General features: G+C 70.1%; 12 protein-coding genes. All 12 read right to left on the minus strand.

Annotation, left to right across the window (positions count from 1 at the left end):
• Positions 1–6 precede the first annotated feature (6 nt).
• The 12 genes from nuoH to ACP59X_RS08055 all read right to left on the minus strand — a co-directional run bounded on the left by nuoH (position 7) and on the right by ACP59X_RS08055 (position 14,984).
• Positions 7–999, minus strand: coding sequence for an NADH-quinone oxidoreductase subunit NuoH (gene nuoH, locus ACP59X_RS08000; RefSeq protein WP_428567521.1), 993 nt, complete (start codon positions 997–999; stop codon positions 7–9).
• Complete coding sequence (gene nuoG / locus ACP59X_RS08005) at positions 996–3,506, minus strand: NADH-quinone oxidoreductase subunit NuoG (RefSeq protein WP_428567524.1); 2,511 nt, start codon at positions 3,504–3,506, stop codon at positions 996–998. The genes nuoH and nuoG overlap by 4 nt, the downstream gene beginning before the upstream one ends.
• Positions 3,494–4,858, minus strand: a complete 1,365-nt coding sequence (locus ACP59X_RS08010) for a complex I 51 kDa subunit family protein (protein ID WP_428567527.1) — start codon at positions 4,856–4,858, stop codon at positions 3,494–3,496. The genes nuoG and ACP59X_RS08010 overlap by 13 nt, the downstream gene beginning before the upstream one ends.
• Entirely contained in the window at positions 4,849–5,343 is a 495-nt protein-coding gene (nuoE, locus tag ACP59X_RS08015) for an NADH-quinone oxidoreductase subunit NuoE (protein ID WP_428567532.1), read from the minus strand. Before nuoE ends, ACP59X_RS08010 begins: the two co-directional genes overlap by 10 nt.
• Before the next feature lie 36 nt (positions 5,344–5,379).
• Positions 5,380–5,841 (minus strand): hypothetical protein, encoded by a 462-nt coding sequence (locus ACP59X_RS08020; RefSeq protein ID WP_428567535.1) that lies wholly within the window; start codon positions 5,839–5,841, stop codon positions 5,380–5,382.
• A gap of 27 nt (positions 5,842–5,868) precedes the next feature.
• Positions 5,869–8,241, minus strand: a complete 2,373-nt coding sequence (locus ACP59X_RS08025) for an NADH-quinone oxidoreductase subunit B/C/D (RefSeq protein ID WP_428567538.1) — start codon at positions 8,239–8,241, stop codon at positions 5,869–5,871.
• Positions 8,238–8,657 (minus strand): NADH-quinone oxidoreductase subunit A, encoded by a 420-nt coding sequence (locus ACP59X_RS08030; RefSeq protein ID WP_428567541.1) that lies wholly within the window; start codon positions 8,655–8,657, stop codon positions 8,238–8,240. Before ACP59X_RS08030 ends, ACP59X_RS08025 begins: the two co-directional genes overlap by 4 nt.
• A gap of 190 nt (positions 8,658–8,847) precedes the next feature.
• Positions 8,848–9,078 (minus strand): hypothetical protein, encoded by a 231-nt coding sequence (locus tag ACP59X_RS08035; protein WP_428567544.1) that lies wholly within the window; start codon positions 9,076–9,078, stop codon positions 8,848–8,850.
• Positions 9,079–9,229: 151 nt separating this feature from the next.
• Positions 9,230–10,429 (minus strand): L-2-hydroxyglutarate oxidase, encoded by a 1,200-nt coding sequence (gene lhgO / locus ACP59X_RS08040; protein WP_428567547.1) that lies wholly within the window; start codon positions 10,427–10,429, stop codon positions 9,230–9,232.
• 101 nt (positions 10,430–10,530) lie between these two features.
• Positions 10,531–12,471 (minus strand): glycosyltransferase, encoded by a 1,941-nt coding sequence (locus ACP59X_RS08045; RefSeq protein WP_428567550.1) that lies wholly within the window; start codon positions 12,469–12,471, stop codon positions 10,531–10,533.
• On the minus strand, positions 12,464–13,747 hold the full coding sequence (locus ACP59X_RS08050; protein WP_428567554.1) for a hypothetical protein: 1,284 nt from the start codon (positions 13,745–13,747) through the stop codon (positions 12,464–12,466). Before ACP59X_RS08050 ends, ACP59X_RS08045 begins: the two co-directional genes overlap by 8 nt.
• Positions 13,734–14,984 (minus strand): glycosyltransferase, encoded by a 1,251-nt coding sequence (locus tag ACP59X_RS08055; RefSeq protein ID WP_428567557.1) that lies wholly within the window; start codon positions 14,982–14,984, stop codon positions 13,734–13,736. The genes ACP59X_RS08050 and ACP59X_RS08055 overlap by 14 nt, the downstream gene beginning before the upstream one ends.
• Positions 14,985–15,023: the final 39 nt, after the last annotated feature.

Below are 15,023 nucleotides of genomic sequence, written 5' to 3' on the forward strand. Positions count from 1 at the left end.
CGTTTCCTACAGGCCGGCGGTCAGGATGGCCCCGGTGACCAGGATGTTGAGTAGCCCCAGCGGCACCAGGCACTTCCAGCCCACGGCCATGAGCTGGTCGTAGCGCAGCCGCGGCAGCGAGGCCCGGGTCCAGATGAGAAAGACCGGCACGGCCAGGACCTTGACCGCCAGCCAGACGATGGGCGGCAGCAACGGCCCGTGCCAGCCGCCCAGGAAGAACACGGCGGTGATGGAGCCGAGCAGGATCATGTTGACGTATTCGCCGACGAAAAACAGGGCGAAGCGCATGCCGGAATACTCGGTGTGGTAGCCGGCTTGCAGTTCGTTTTCGGCCTCGGGCAGGTCGAAGGGGATGCGGTTGGTCTCGGCCAGGGCGCTTACGACGAAAATGGCGAAGGCCAGGGGCTGGGTCAGGGCGAAGGGCAGGCTGGCCTGGGCCTCGACGATGGCCGTGAGGTTGAGCGAGCGGGCCATCATGGCCACGGGCACCAGCGACAGCCCCAGGGCCAGTTCGTAGCTGATCATTTGGGCCGCGCCGCGGATGCCGCCAAGCAGGCTGTACTTGTTGTCGGACGTCCAGCCGCCGAGGGCCACGCCGTAAACGGCCAGGGACGACAGGCCGAAGATGACCAGCAGCCCCACGTCGGTGTCCGTGATGACTTGCGTGATGCGCTTGCCGAAAAGGGTAAACGTGGGGCCAAAGGGCACCACGGCGAAGGCGAAAAGGGCCGCGCCGGCCACGATGGCCGGGGCGATAAGGAAGATGCGCCGGTCCACGCCGTCGGGGATGATGTCTTCCTTGAGCAGCATTTTCAGCCCGTCGGCGATGGGTTGGAGCAGCCCGAAGGGGCCGACCCGGTTGGGGCCGTAGCGCACCTGGAAGCGGCCAAGGAGCTTGCGCTCCAGGAGGATCATGTAGGCGGCCAGGCCGAAGACCACGGCCAACACCACGGCCATGCGGACGAGCATGACCAGCACGCCGGTGAGGATATCGGTCATGGCTGCCTCCGACGCCAGGCCTGCGGGGGAAGGGTTGGCGGCAAGCCGGCCAGTTCCGGCAGGCGCGGCACGACCAGCGCTCCCCTGGCCATGTTGGGGAAAAGCCGGGCCGTGCCGGCAACGAGGCGTTCGCCCACGGCCAGGGTGGCGGCGGCGCCGTCGGCGAGGCCCAGGGCGGCGGCGTCGTCCGGGTGCAGGCCGAAGGTCGGCCCGGCCGGGGCCTGGCCCCGGGCCAAGGGGGCGTAGCGGCCGAACTCCTCGGTGCCGAAAAGGGTTTCGTCGAAAACGACGGCCAGGCCGGGCTGGGGCGGCGTGGGCGGCACGTCGGCCGCAGCCGGGGTGTCGGGCCGCGAGGCCGTGTCGGGCGGGCCGTCAGCAGCGGGGGGCGCCTGGCTGGCCGCAGCAGCGGTGCGCGCCTGGTCGGCCGCAGCAGCGGGGGGCGCCGGGCTGGCCGCAACGGTGGCTGGCGTCTGGCCGGCCCCAACAGCGGCGGCAACGGGAAAACGCAGGATGCGCGCCCCCTCAGGCGGCAGGGGGCCAAGGGCAAGGCCCGTCAGTGCGGCCAGGTCCTGGTCCGGCGCAGCCAGCCCCAGGCCCCGGGCCAGGGCGTCGCACAGCGTCGCCACGGGGCGCGGCTCCGTGCCCGGGAGCTTGCGGGCATAGTCGCGGGGCGGATGGCCGCCGTGGCCGTCGCGGGAGACGGGCTCGCCCGGCGGGGCGACCGGCGCGGCGTAGTGCAGCCGGCCTTCGTTGTTGCACAGCGTGCCGCCGGATTCGAACAGGGTTTGCGTGGGCAGGAACACTTTCGCCGCGGCAAAGGTCGGCGTGGGCAGGCAGTCCAGCACGACCAGGGTGTCGAGCTTGCCCAGGGCGGCGGCCAGGGCCGGCGAGGCGGCGGTGGCGTCGGCCTCGGCCAGGACCAGCCCCTTGACCCGCCCGGCAACGATGTCCCCGGCCAGGTCGTCCAGGCCCGGGGCGTCGGGGGCGGCCAGCAAGGCCGCGCCGGCCGTGCCCGGGCCGGCAAGGACGGGGAAAAGGCCGATGCGTTCGTCGGCGGGCAAGGCCTGGGCCAGAGGCGGCGCGAAGACGATGACCGGGCGTTTGGCGGCGGCGAAGGCCTTGGCCGCTTCTTCCAGGCCCGGCCACAACTCGGGAGCAAGGGGGAGCCGCTGTTGCGCCTCGAGCCCGGCCCGGTCGGGATCGCCGGTTATGACGGCCGCGACATCGGCGAGCTGGCCCGGCAGCGCGGGCAGATGCGCAAACGGCAGCGGCAGGCCGACGGGGCGCGGGTCGGCCACGAGGACCTTGCCGCCGGCCCGGGTCGCCTGGCGCAGGGCCAGGGCCAGCATGGGGGCGTCGCATAGCGGCGAAACGCCCAGGCACAGCACGGCGTCGGCCTGGGCCAGGTCGGCCAGGGACCGGGTCCGGCCGCCGGCCAGGGCGGCCAGCGACGCGGCCGTATCGCTGTGTTCCCGCCGCGTGGCGAAAAAGGCCGGCCCGCGCCAGCCGGCGGCCCGGGCCAGGCCGGCCAGGGCGGCCTGGGATTCGAGGGTGGTGCGCGTTCCCCCGGCCACGGCCACGGCAGCCGGGCCGTATTGGTCGGACACGGCTTTGAGGCGCGCCGCCGCCTGGGCGATGGCCGCGTCCGCTTCCGTGGGCACGCCGTCGACGCGGGCCTGGCGCGGCCGTTCGGCGCTGGCGGCGTAGCCGAAGGAATAGCGGCCCCGGTCGCACAGGAAAAAGCCGTTGACGGCCGGGTTTTCCCGGCCCTCGATGCGCACGACCTCGCGGTAGCGCGACAAGGCCACGGTCGCGCAGCCAAGGGAACAATGTGGGCACAGCGACGGGGCGCGCTGGCAGTCCCAGCGCCGGGATTTGTAGCGGCCGGGCTTGTCGGTGAGCGTGCCCGTGGGGCAGAGGTCGGCCAGGTTGCCGCTAAAGGGGCTTTCCAGGGGACCGGAGGCGAAGCGGCCGAAATAGACCCGGTTGGCGTTTTGCATGGGGCCGAAGTCGCGGTAGCCGGCGTATTCCTGGTAGAACCGGGCGCAGCGGTAGCAGTGGATGCAGCGGTTCATCTCGTGCTGGACGAACGGCCCCAGGTCCTGGTCCAGGTAGGTGCGTTTCTTGCCGGGAAAGCGGCGCAGGCCGTGGCCGCCGGAGATGGTTTCGTCCTGGAGCAGGCAGTGGCCGCCCTCGTCGCAGACCGGACAGTCGTGGGGGTGGTTGGCCATGAGCAGTTCGATGACCTGGCGGCGAAAGGCCACGGCCTCGGGGTGGAAGGTCGAAACCACCATGCCGTCGGCGGCCGGGGTCATGCAGCTCATTTCCAGGCCTTTTGTCGGGCCGTCGACGAACATGACGGCGCACATGCGGCAGGCCCCGGCCGCGCCCAGGGCCGGATGCCAGCAAAAGCGCGGGATGACGATGCCAAGCTTTTCGGCCGCCTCGATGACCATGGTGCCCTTGGGCACGGACACCGGCCGGCCGTCGATGATCAGATCGGGCATTGGTCCTCCGGGCAGGGCGTGGGGCCGAAATCGGGCGGCCGGGTGCCGCAGGCCTTGCCGCGCACCGCCGGCGGCGGGTTGCCGAAGGGGCAGCGTTTTTGGCGCAGATGCTCGCGCACTTCCGGCTCGAAGAATTCAAAAAGGCTCAACAGCGGCTCGGCCGCGCCCGGGGCGAAGGCGCAGTAGGCCGACCGCATGGCCTTGGCCGCGTCCTTGATCATGGCGATGTGTGCTTCCTGGCCCTGCCCGCCTTCGATGAGGCGCAGCAGATAGCGCACATAGGGCAGGCCCTCGCGGCAGGGCGTGCACCAGCCGCAGGATTCGCGGGCGAAGAACTCGATGAGGTTGAGGGTGGCCCCGACCAGGCAGGTGTTCTGGTCGAAGACCATGATGGAGGCCGTGCCGAAGCGCTGGCCGGCTTTTTTCATGGGCTCGAAGTCCATCTCCAGGTCAAGGTACTTGTCGGGCATGAACGGGGTCGAGGCCCCGCCCGGGATCACGGCCTTGAGCACCCGGCCGGGCGGCATGCCGCCGGCGTGGGTGTAGATGATCTCGCGCAGCGGCGTGCCGATGGGCAGTTCGTAGCAGCCGGGCCTGACCACGCGCCCGGACACGCTGAAAAGCTTGGTGCCCGAACCGGTGGCCGAGCGGGCCAGGGACTTGAACCACTGCGGGCCGTTGCGCACGATGCCGGGCAGGTTGGCCAACGTTTCCAGGTTGTTGACGATGGTCGGGCAGTCCCACAGCCCCTTGACGCTGGTGCGCGGCCCGCCCTTGCGCGGGTTGGGCCGCAGCCCGGAGATGGCTTTTATCTGCGCCGAGGCCTCGCCGCAGATGTAGCGGCCGGCGCTGCGGTGGACGTGGATATCGAAGGAGAAAGTGGTGCCCAGGATGGAGTTGCCGAGCAGGCCATGTTCCCGGGCCACCCGGGACTGCTCTTCGAGGAGCACGGCGTCGGATTCGTAGGAGGGCCGGATGAAGCAGACGCCCTCGGTGGCCTGCACGGCGTAGGCGCACAGCACGATGCCCTCGATGACCAGGTGGGGGTCTACGTTGACCAGGATGCGGTCCTTGAAGGTGCCGGGCTCCATCTCGTCGGTGTTGACCACCACGTAGCGCGGGCCGACGTAATCGGCCGGGATGCCTTGCCATTTCTTGCCGGCCGGGAAGCCGGCCCCGCCGCGGCCGCGCAGGTCGGCTTCGAGGACCAGTTGCAGCACCTCGGCCGGCGTGCGCTTGCCCACGGTACTGATAAGCGCCTCGTAGCCGCCGCCGGCCCGGTATTCCTCGAAGGTGGCCGGCCGGCCGAGATGCCGGTTTTTGAAAAGCACCTGCGGCGTGTCTATTTGCATCGCACCGGCTCCTCGGTGGATTGGCGCAGCTCGGCCAGGGCCGCGTCGATGCGTTCGGGGGTGAGCCTGTCGTAGAAGCGGCCGTTGACGAGCATGGTCGGGGCGTTGTGGCAGTTGCCGATGCAGGCCGCCGGCAAGACCGTGAACATGCCGTCGTCGGTGGTGCCGCCGGGCGGCACGCCGAGGGTGCGGCACAGGTAGTCGAAGATGGAATCCTGGTGGAACATCCAGCAGACCACCGAATCGCAGACGTGGATGACGTAGCGCCCCACGGGCCGGCGGTAGAGGTAGTCGTAGAAGGTGGCCAGGGATTCCAGTTCGAGTGTCGTCATGCCGAGGACGCCGCTCGCGTAGTGCATGGCCTCGTCGCACAGATAGCCGTAGTGGCGCTGCAGGGCGTACATGACGTCCACGGCCGCTTCGCGGGGATGGCCGACCCTGGTGGTCATGTGTTCAAGTTCGTTTCGCAGGGCGTCAGGCAGCATGGTGTTCTCGGCGGAGTTGGGTTGGGCGCATTGCCGTTATTGCAGCATTTTCGGAGAGTTGACGAAAAAACCGACAACTTGCCATTTCTCGGCTGCCTGGACGAGATTGACGGTAATGGCCGCGTCCCCGTGGTCAAATTTCGCTTGGATCACGTAGTGGGCCGTTTTGATCAGGCCTTTATCCGGCGTGATGGAGGTGATAGAATTGCCTTTGATGTCATCCATCTGTTGAAATTTACCAAGCTCCGTGAATTTCTTGAAAAGTAGGTCGGTATTCGGCGGATCCTTGTCAAGATCGCGCCGCAACTGCGGCGCCGCGCGTTCAAGCAACGCATCCTTTGACCATGTCTGCAAAATCGCCGGAATATTTTGCTCGATATAGGCCCGGCTCGATGCGTCGAGCTTTTTTCCCTGGTATACGCCGTATCCGAAAAACAGGGCGCCCGCGACAAGGAGGACCAGGAAAACGCCTCCCACTATGGCCAGTATTTTTTTCATCGCTTCTCTCGTTGTTCCGTCCGCTCGTTAACGGTCGATGTCCGGCAAAATGTAGTCGTAGGAGGCGAGCACGGCCACGAAATCGGCGATGCGCAGGCCCTTGGCGATGACTGGCAGGGCCTGGATGTTGGCGAACCCCGGCGTGCGCACTCGCAGCCTGTAGGCGTGGCAGCCGCCGTCGGAGACGAGGTAATACCCCTGCTCGCCGCGCGGGGCTTCGGTGGCGGCGTAGGCCTGGCCGGCCGGAAGCCGTGGGCCGCGCGTCACGTTCACGAAATGGTGGATGAGGCTTTCGATGTCATGGAGCGCTTCCTGTTTCTGGGGCAGGCTGTAGCGCATGTCCTTAGGCAGGTAGCGCCCGCCGGGCATCCTGGCCGCCGCCTGCTCGATGATGCGCAGGCTCTGGGCCATTTCTTCCATGCGCACGAGGTAGCGGGCGTAGCAGTCGCCGCCTTCGCCCGTGGGCACGTCGAAGTCGAAATCGGCGTAGGCGCCGTAGGGCAGGGCCTTGCGCCGGTCCCAGGAAACGCCGGCGGCGCGCAGGTTGGGGCCGGTCACGCCCCAGTCGACGGCTGCGGCGGCGGAAATGCCGCCGACCCCCCGGGCGCGGGCCTTGACGATGGGGTTTTTGGTCACCCCGGCGTGGTATTCCTTGAGCCTGGCCGGGAAAATCCGGACAAAGGCGTCGACCATGTCCTTCCAGCCCTCGGGCAGGTCGGCCGCCAGCCCCCCGATGCGCAGCCAGGACGGGTGCAGCCGCCCGCCGGTGATCGTTTCGATGATGTCGAGGACCATCTCACGCTCGCGCAGGGCGTAGAAGATGGGGCTCATCATGCCGAGGTCCTGGAGGAAGGTGCCGAAATACATCAGGTGGTTGGACAGCCGGAAAAGCTCGGACAGCATGACTCGCGCATAGGCGGCCCGGGGGGGGACGGCCACGTCGGCGAGCGTCTCCACGGCCGTGACGTAGGACAGGTTGTTGGCCACGCCCGACAGGTAGTCCACCCGGTCGGTGTAGGGGATGAACTGGTGCCAGGTCTGGCGCTCGCCGATTTTCTCCACGCCCCTATGGTGGTAGCCGATGTCGAGCCCCAGGGCCTCGATGCGTTCGCCGCGAAGGGACAGCGCATAGCGCAGGATGCCGTGGGTGGCGTAGTGGTGGGGGCCGAAATTGAGCACGGCCTCGCCGGCGTCGGCGTCCTTGCCGAGCAGTTCCCGGGCGTCCACGGGCTCCAGGCGCCTGGCCTCATCCTCGGTGAAGGGGGCCATGTTGGTGGCCCGGCCCTCGTAGTCCTTGCGCAGGGGATGGCCGATCCAGTCGCGGTGGGTCAGAAGCCGCCGGGGGTCGGGGTGGCCGGCAAAGGTCAGGCCGAACATCTCGGCCGCCTCGCGTTCGTACCAGTTGGCGCAGGGCCACACGCCCGTGGCCGTGGCGATGGCGGCGTCGCGCGTGGGGAGCGCGCAGGTCAGGCGCACCAGGCCGGGCGTGGAAAGGGACGCGAGCGTGTAGACCACCGTGGCTTCGTGGCCGGGCGGGTTGCGGCGGGCCGTTTCGTCGACGGCCGTCAGGTCCTCCAGGCGTTCGAAGCGGGTGGGGGAAGCGTGCTTGAGGTGGGCCAGCACCGCGGCGATGCGCGCCGGGGCGACGGTATAGGTCGGCATGTCCTGGCTGTCGGGGGCCAGGGCCACGTCTTCGCCGAAGGCGGCGGCCAGGTCGGCGGCCACGGCCTCCTGGTCGGGGCGCAGGCTGATGCGCGGCGCGGGCGGCGTCCACATGCCCTCGGCCCGGGAGCCGTAAAAGCGCGGCTCCGTGGCCGCCGTGCCCCGAATGGGAATGCCGGCGTAGCCCGGGCCGCGCGTGTCGCGGCATTTGCTCACCCCGTCGATCAGGTGGTCGCGCCGGCCGCCCTCGCTGCCGCCCGGCAGGTGCAGCACGGGCCGGGTGGGCTTTTCCCCGGCGGCGATCTTTTTTTGCAGGAGCATGAGTCCCTCGAACAGGGCCTCGGGCCGGGGCGGGCAGCCGGGGATGTAGACGTCCACGGGCAGAATCTGGTCCGAGCCCTGGACCACCGAGTAGACGTCGTACATGCCGCCGGAATTGCTGCACGAGCCCATGGAAATGACCCATTTGGGGTCGGCCATCTGTTCGTAGAGCCGAAGGGCCACGGGCGCGACCTTTTTAAACATCGTGCCCGAGATGATGAGCACGTCGGCCTGGCGCGGCGAGCCCCGGAAGACTTCCGAGCCGAAGCGGGCGATGTCGTAGCGCGGCCCCCAGGCCGTGGCTTCCTCGACGAAGCAGCAGGACAGCCCGAAGAAAAAGGGCCACAAGCTGTTTTTGCGCGCCCAGTTGATGATAAAATCCGCCGGGGCGAAGGCGGCGTCCAGGGGGCCGGTCACAGCCCTTCCTCCTCGTCCCAGTCGAGGCCACCCTTTTTCCAGATGTAGGCCAGGCCCAGGCCCAGGACGACGATGAAAACGGCCACGCGGGCGTAGCCGGGCAGCCCGAGCTGGGGCCAAGCCACGGCGTAGGCCACGAGGTAGGCGGTTTCCACGTCGAAGATGAGGAAAAACACAGCCATGAGGAAAAAGGGCACCGGATAGCGGAACCGGCCCTGGCCCGTGGGCAGGATGCCGCATTCGTAGGGGCGCTGCTTTTCGGGGCTTTGGCGGCGGCGGACCAGGAAACCGGACAGAAAAAGGATCAGGGCCAAGATGGCCAACACGATGGCGAGAAAGGTCACGAAGCCCAGTGCGCCCGGTTCCCAGGGGGAAAAGGGGCTGGTCAGGGGGGTGAAGGCGTCTTGGGGCGGCATGGGGCCTCGCGTCTGCCGGCGTTTTCTGTTCCCTGTCGGACCTGAGGGGAACGATTGCAAGGGATCATACCCGCAACGTTTTTTTTTGCAACCGGCGGATGCGCAAAGAAACCGGATGGCGCGGCCGTGACCGCAGGCGCCGGTGCCGGTGGCGGCATCGGGCAACGGCCGGGCGCGGCGGGACGGGGGGTTAGGCGGCGGGGTGGGCGGGCGTGCGCAGGGCGGCGGGCGCGATGATCAGCGACAGTTCGGGCGGCAGGCAGGCCTTGGCGGCATGGGGCCGGCGGCAGGCCGGGCAGGCGTAGCCGATGAGGCGGTCGCAGCCGGCCTGGCGGGCCGTGGCCACGGTGAAGACCGCGCCGCAGGCGCAGGTCAGGGTGTCTTTTTCCCGGCTGCACACCCGGGGATCGATGTCGTGCATGGCGTACCTCGCTTTTCGTGTTGATGGGCACCATGCGCCGGATCGGGGCGGGCGTGGCGACAACGGCGAGGCGGTTTCGTGACGTTTTCCGTTGCTTCGGGCGGTGCCGGCGGCGACGTTGCGCGCGGCGGCACGGCGAGGCGGTTTCGCCTCAGGCCCTGGGCAGCCGGTCGGCCAGATAGGGGGCGATGGCCATGGACGAGGTAAACGCCGGGGAGATGGCCCCGAGCACGTGCAGTTCGCGCGGCCCCCGCTCCAGGACGTAATCCGAGACCAGCGTGTTTTTGCGGAGGTCCACGAGCTGCGGCCGGATGCCGACCTTGGCCGCCGGCACCACATCCTCGGGAGACAGCCCCCGCAGCAGGCGCGAGGCGTCGGCGAAGAAATGCCGGAAGCGGTACTTGCGCGGCTCGGACAGGGCCACCGAGCGAAACCCGGGATTGACGGCGAACAGCACGGCGTCGCGCAGGGCAATGGAGAAGGCCTCGGCGTCGAGGCCCGAAAGCAGGCCGTAGTTCTCGCGGCCAAAGGCCGGGATGGAGGTGGGGCCGATATAGACCTCGCCCGAAACGCCGCGCGTGAAATGCACGCCGAGGAACGGGTTGCGCGGGTCCGGCACGGGGTAGATGTTGCCCCGCACCAGGTGGGCGGCCTGGGGCCGCAGCTTGCGGTAGACGCCCTTAAACGGCACGAGCTGGTAGCCCGCGCCGAGGCCGTAGGCCCGGCAGAGCTTGTCGGCGTAAGCCCCGGCCACGTTGACCAGGCGATCGTAGGCGATCTCCCCGGCCGAGGTGACGAGCCGCCCCAGGGCGTTGGGGCCGATGGCCTTGGTGCCCCAGAGGATTTTCGCCCGGCCCGTGGCGGTGACGTCCTTTGCCAGGGCGGCGAGGATGGCCTTGGGGTCGACCACGGCCGTTTCCGGGGAGAAAAGGGCCTGGCCGTGGGTGATGGCCCGGGGCTCGATGGCGGCCAGTTCCTTTTCGTCGACCAGGCGCACCGTGGCTCCGTTGGCTTGCGCCTTGTCGCGCAGGGCCAAGAGCCCCGGGAGCTCGGACGGGTCGCGGGTGACGATGACCTTGCCGCATGCCGACAGCGGCAAGCCCCGCTCCCGGCAATAGGCCCGCATGCGCCGGTTGCCGGTCAGGCAGGTTTTGGCCCTCAGGCTGTCGGGGGCGTAGTAGATGCCGGCGTGGAGCACGCCGCTGTTGCGGCCCGAGGCGTGGCGGCCCGGGCCGGGCTCCTTGTCGCAGACGATGATGCCGTCCTCGCCCCGGGCGAGGAGTTCGCGGGCCAGGGTCAGGCCGAGGATGCCGGAGCCGACGATACAGGTATGGGCGTGCATGGAGGGCATGTGCGCCGAAGTTTTCCCGGCGTCAAGGCGCGCCGCAGACGAAAAGCAAACAGAATGGCCGTACAGTGTCGTTGCGCTTCTGCCGCAGGACCGCAATACGGTCAGGGCAGGAGGGTGCCGGGCGGCGGCGGCTGGCGCAGCAGGGCCAGCAGCCGGTCGTTGACGGCCGCGCCGTGGCGCGTGGGCGGCAGCCGCCAGCCCCAGCCCGTGTCCGCGATGCGCTCGCCCACGGCCCCCAGGTCGAAGCCCACGGCGTACAGCCCGGCCCGCCAGGCCTCGGTCAGGGTGTAGCAGTAGGTTTCCGGCCACACGGACAGGAAAAGCGCCAGGTGGCAGTCGAGCTCCCGGATGACGGCCACGGCCTCGTTTTCCTGGTAGCGGCCCGAAACGAAGGCCTTGCCCGTGGCGAACAGCGGAAAATCGTCCTTGGTGAAGCCCGCCACCTGGAAGGACAGGGGCAGGCCGCGCCGGTTGGCGTCGCGGGCCATGGCCAAGAGCACCCCGTAGCCCTTGTGTTCGCCGATGGCGCCGATGACGGCCAGGCGCACGGGCCTGCGGCCGTCCCAGGGCAGGATGGCCGGCGGCGGCGGCGGGGCGAGGGCCGGTTCGGGATGGGGGACGGCCTCCACCCGGGCCGCGGGGAAGCAGTGGCGCAGGCGGGCGGCGGCGTCGCGGCTGGGGGCCACGACCCGCACAGCCGTATCCAGGATGCGGCCGGACTGGGCGTAAAGCGCCTCCACGGTCAGGTGGGGCATGTCCGAGCCGCCCACGTCGGCGCAGCGCTGGCAGGCGGCCCGGTCGGGCTCGCCGCAGGCCAGCCCCGTGTCGTTTAGGCAGTTGATGCTCGGGCAAAACCAGCCGAAGTCGTGGACCCGGGCCTCGTGGGGCACGCCGAGCAGTTGCGGCAAGCCCAGGGCCTCGGGCGGCAGGTCGAGGAAATGGTGGAAGATGCAGCCGGCCGTGCCCAGGCGGCGCAGGTCGTCCACGAGCCGGGGCAATTCGTCCGGCAGGGCGTAGACCAGTTCGGCCGCAACCTCGGGCTGGTCCACGGTCAGGCGGACCCGGTGGTCGGGGTTTTCCCGGGCGGCCGGGGCGAGTGTGGCCGGGGTGAAGCCGGCGGCCACGAGTTCCCGGGCCTCGTCGTCCAGCCGCCGGGCCGTGCCGCCGTCCTTGGCGTGGCAAAGCCGCACCACCAGCGGCGGCGGGCCAAGGCGGGCCAATCGGGCCACGTCGATGTTGCGGCGCAGCGCCGCCACGGGGTCGCGGCGGATAAACTCCCGCACCCGCGGCAGGTAGCCGGGATGGCGCGCGGCCAAAACGGCCAGGTTGCGGGCCAGGGCCGGCTTTTTCCCCTCGCCGAAGGACGCCCCGCCGGCGTGGACCACGAAGACGTCGCCGGCCAGCACGTGCCGCCAGCCCAGATGCGTCGCCCGCTGGCAAAAATCGTTCTCCTCGCCGTAGCCCAGGCCAAAGGCCTCGGCGTCGAAAAGCCCGACGTCGTCCAGGCAGTCGCCCCGGATGTACATGCAAAAGCCCACGGCCGTGGGCAACTCGACGGTTTGCCCGGCGTTTTCCGCGGCGCACAGGGCATCGAGGGCGGCCGGGGCGATGTCCGCCGGCAGGGGGTTGTCGGTGTTGGGCCGGGGGTAGGAGCAGATGGTGGCGTTGTTGGCAAAGGGCGTGGCCGTGCCGATGTCCGGCGCGGCGTGGGCGGCGGCGGCCAGCCGGTCCAGCCAGCCGTCGAAGACGAGCACGTCGCTGTTGACGAGCACCCGGTCGCGGCCGGGCGAAAGGGCTAGGCCCCGGTTGGCCGTAGCCGGAAAACCCAGGTTGCGGTCGTTTTCCAGCAGCTCCAGCCGGCCCGTGCCGGCGAGCTTACGCAGCGCGGCGGTCAGTTCCGGCTGCGGGGAGCGGTCGTTTACGACCACAATGCGGTGGGGCAGGCGGCAGCTGGCGCCAAGCAGTGATTCCAGGCAGGCCAGGGTCAGGGCCAGCCCCCGGTAGGCCGGCACGATGACGTCGACGCGGGCCGGGCTAGCCATGGGAAGCCTCGCTGGCGTCCGTGGCGGCGGCTTCGAAGCGGGCCACGCGGGCGGCCAGTTCGCTCCGGGCGAAATCGAGCAGCGCCCCCCGGCACTCCGGGGGCAGCGGCGGCGGCGCGTCCGGGTTCTGGCCGGCCTGGCGCAGCCAGGCGCACAGCCGGGCCAGGGTCGGCCCGGCCTCCCGGGGATGGGGGACGAGGACGGGCGAACCGGCCAGGGCCTCCCCCGTGGCCGCGTCGCGGACATGGACCCGTCGGCAGGCGGTCCCGGCCTCGTGGGGCCAGTCCACGGCAAAGGCGAAGCGCCCGTCGCCCAGGCCCTTTTCCAGAAGGCCCGCCGCGAATCCCTCGGCCGTGGCGGTCAGGCGCGGCGAGGGCTCGCCGTCGGCGAAAAAGGCGACCGCCAGCCGTTTGCCTGGCGCGGCCGGATCGAAGCGGTAGCCGCTTAAGCGCCCGTCGTCAGCCAAGGCGGCCTGACCGCGCCGGGGGCCGGCGGCCGGTCCGGTCCGGGCGGCCGGCAAGGCGACGGGGCTGCCGAAAAGGGCCTGGCCGGTTGCGGCCAGCCGGGCTTCGACCGTTGTCCCGGGCGCCAGGGTGGCCGGGGGCGAAAACCGGAAGGCCAATAGCCCGGCCTTTGGGCAAAAGGGGATATCGGCCGTCAACCGGGCCAGGGGCGCGCCGTCGACCAGGAGGTCCACGTCGGCCGGGGCGGCCGTGCCGGTGCGGGCAAGCCCGACCAGGTCGCCCTGCTCGCAGCGGATGAGGCCAAAGGGGCGTCCCTGGGCGAGGTTGCCGAGGACCGTGGCCGCCAGGGAGGCGACCTCGGCCGGGCAGTCCGGGGCGGCCAGGACGCCCAGGGCGGCATCCTTGGCCGCCAGGGGCTGGTCGAGGCGCAGGGCGGCCAGCATGCCGGCGGCCGCGGCCAGGGTTTCATCGGGGTCGCGGGCCAGGGCCTCGCGGGCCTTGGCCAGGGCCTCGCCATGGCGGCCGGCGTCGGTTGCGGCCATGGCGCAAAGGGCCAGGGCGCGGGGGCTTTTGGGAGCCAGGCGGGCGGCCCGGGCGGCCAGTCGCGCCGCCTCGGCGGCCTCCCCCCGGCGACGGGCGATCTCCTGCAAAAGGACCAGGGCGCGGACGTGCAGGGCCGGTTCACCCAGCAGCGGCAGGGCAAGCTCCCGGGCCCGGTCGGCATCCCCGGCGGCCGCCAGGGCCGTGGCCGCGTCCAGGGCAGCCAGGGCGGCCGGCGCGGGATCGGGCAGGATCGGCTCAGGCTTTGGCATCGAATTCTCCGGTCAGGACCCGTTCGGCCAGGCGCAGATGGGCCGGCAGGCAGGTCCGGGTCTTGTCGTAGCGCGCAAGCACGGTTTGCCGGGCGGCCTGGCGCAGGTGGCCCAGGTCGTGGCGACGGGCAAGGACGTCGGCGATGCGCCAGGCCAGGGCCTGGTGGTCGAAGAAATCGACGAGAAAGCCGTTTTGGCCGTCCGTCACCACCTCGCGCAGCGGTTCGGTGTCCGAGCCCACGATCAGGCAGCCGCTGGCCATGGCTTCCAGGGCCGACCAGGACAGCACGAAGGGATAGGTCAGGTAGACGTGGCAGGCCGAGGCCTGCAACACCTTGAGGTAGTCGGGGTAGGGCAGGGTGTCGCAGAAAAAGACCCGGTCCGGGTCGAGCGAATACTGTGCCCGGTAGCGGCGGGCATAGCTTTGGCCGAAGGGAAGCGGCATGCCGTAGCTGACGCTGTCGCGGCCGACGACGAGCACGCGGCAGTGCGGCCGCAGGCGCAGCAGTTCCGGCAGGGCTCGCATGAAGATGTGAAAGCCCCGGTAGGGCTCGAGGTCCCGGGCGACGTAGGTGACGACCTCGTCGCCGTGGGCGATATCCAGGCCCGGGCCGTTGACGCGCAGGCAGGCCGTCGGATCCGGGCGCACGGCATCGGTGTCCACACCTTCGTGGATGACCTCGATTTTTTCCTGCCACTCGGGCGGAAAGCCCCGGCGCTGCCAGATGGTGGGCGACAGGCACCGGTCGCTGGCGGCCAGGGCGTGGAGGTTGGCCGTATTTTGCAGGCTGATGATGGGCCAGTGGTAGTCCGGGATGGGGAATTCCGGGTCAAAGGCCGCGTCGCGTCCCCGGGGGTCGTAGTAGTGCTCGCAGTAGCTGATGTACCGGGCCTGGGGAAAGACGTCCTTGAGGAAGAGCGCCTCGCCCCAGCCGGGGTGGGCGTAGACGAGGTCGGGGCTCGCGCCGATGCGGCGCAGGAGCTTGGCCGCTTCCATGGCGGCCACGCCGCGCCGGATCTGTTCCTCGAGGTGCCTGGCGTACTGGTGCAGCCCTTCGGGGCGCTTGCCGAAGCCGGTGTAGGGGACATCGACAACGCCGGGGATGGGGGGGCCTTTGTCGGCCTGGCGGATGGCGCAGACACGGGTGCCCGGCCGGCGCAGGAAATATTCGAGCAGGCCGCGAAACTGGCTGGGAAAGTCCCGATGGACGAAAAGGACGGTCAGGTCGGGCTGCATGGTGTTGGCGCCTGGCTGCGGGATTTGGCCCCACCGGGG

It is taken from the genome of Solidesulfovibrio sp. DCME (assembly GCF_049995385.1).
GTDB lineage: Bacteria > Desulfobacterota > Desulfovibrionia > Desulfovibrionales > Desulfovibrionaceae > Solidesulfovibrio.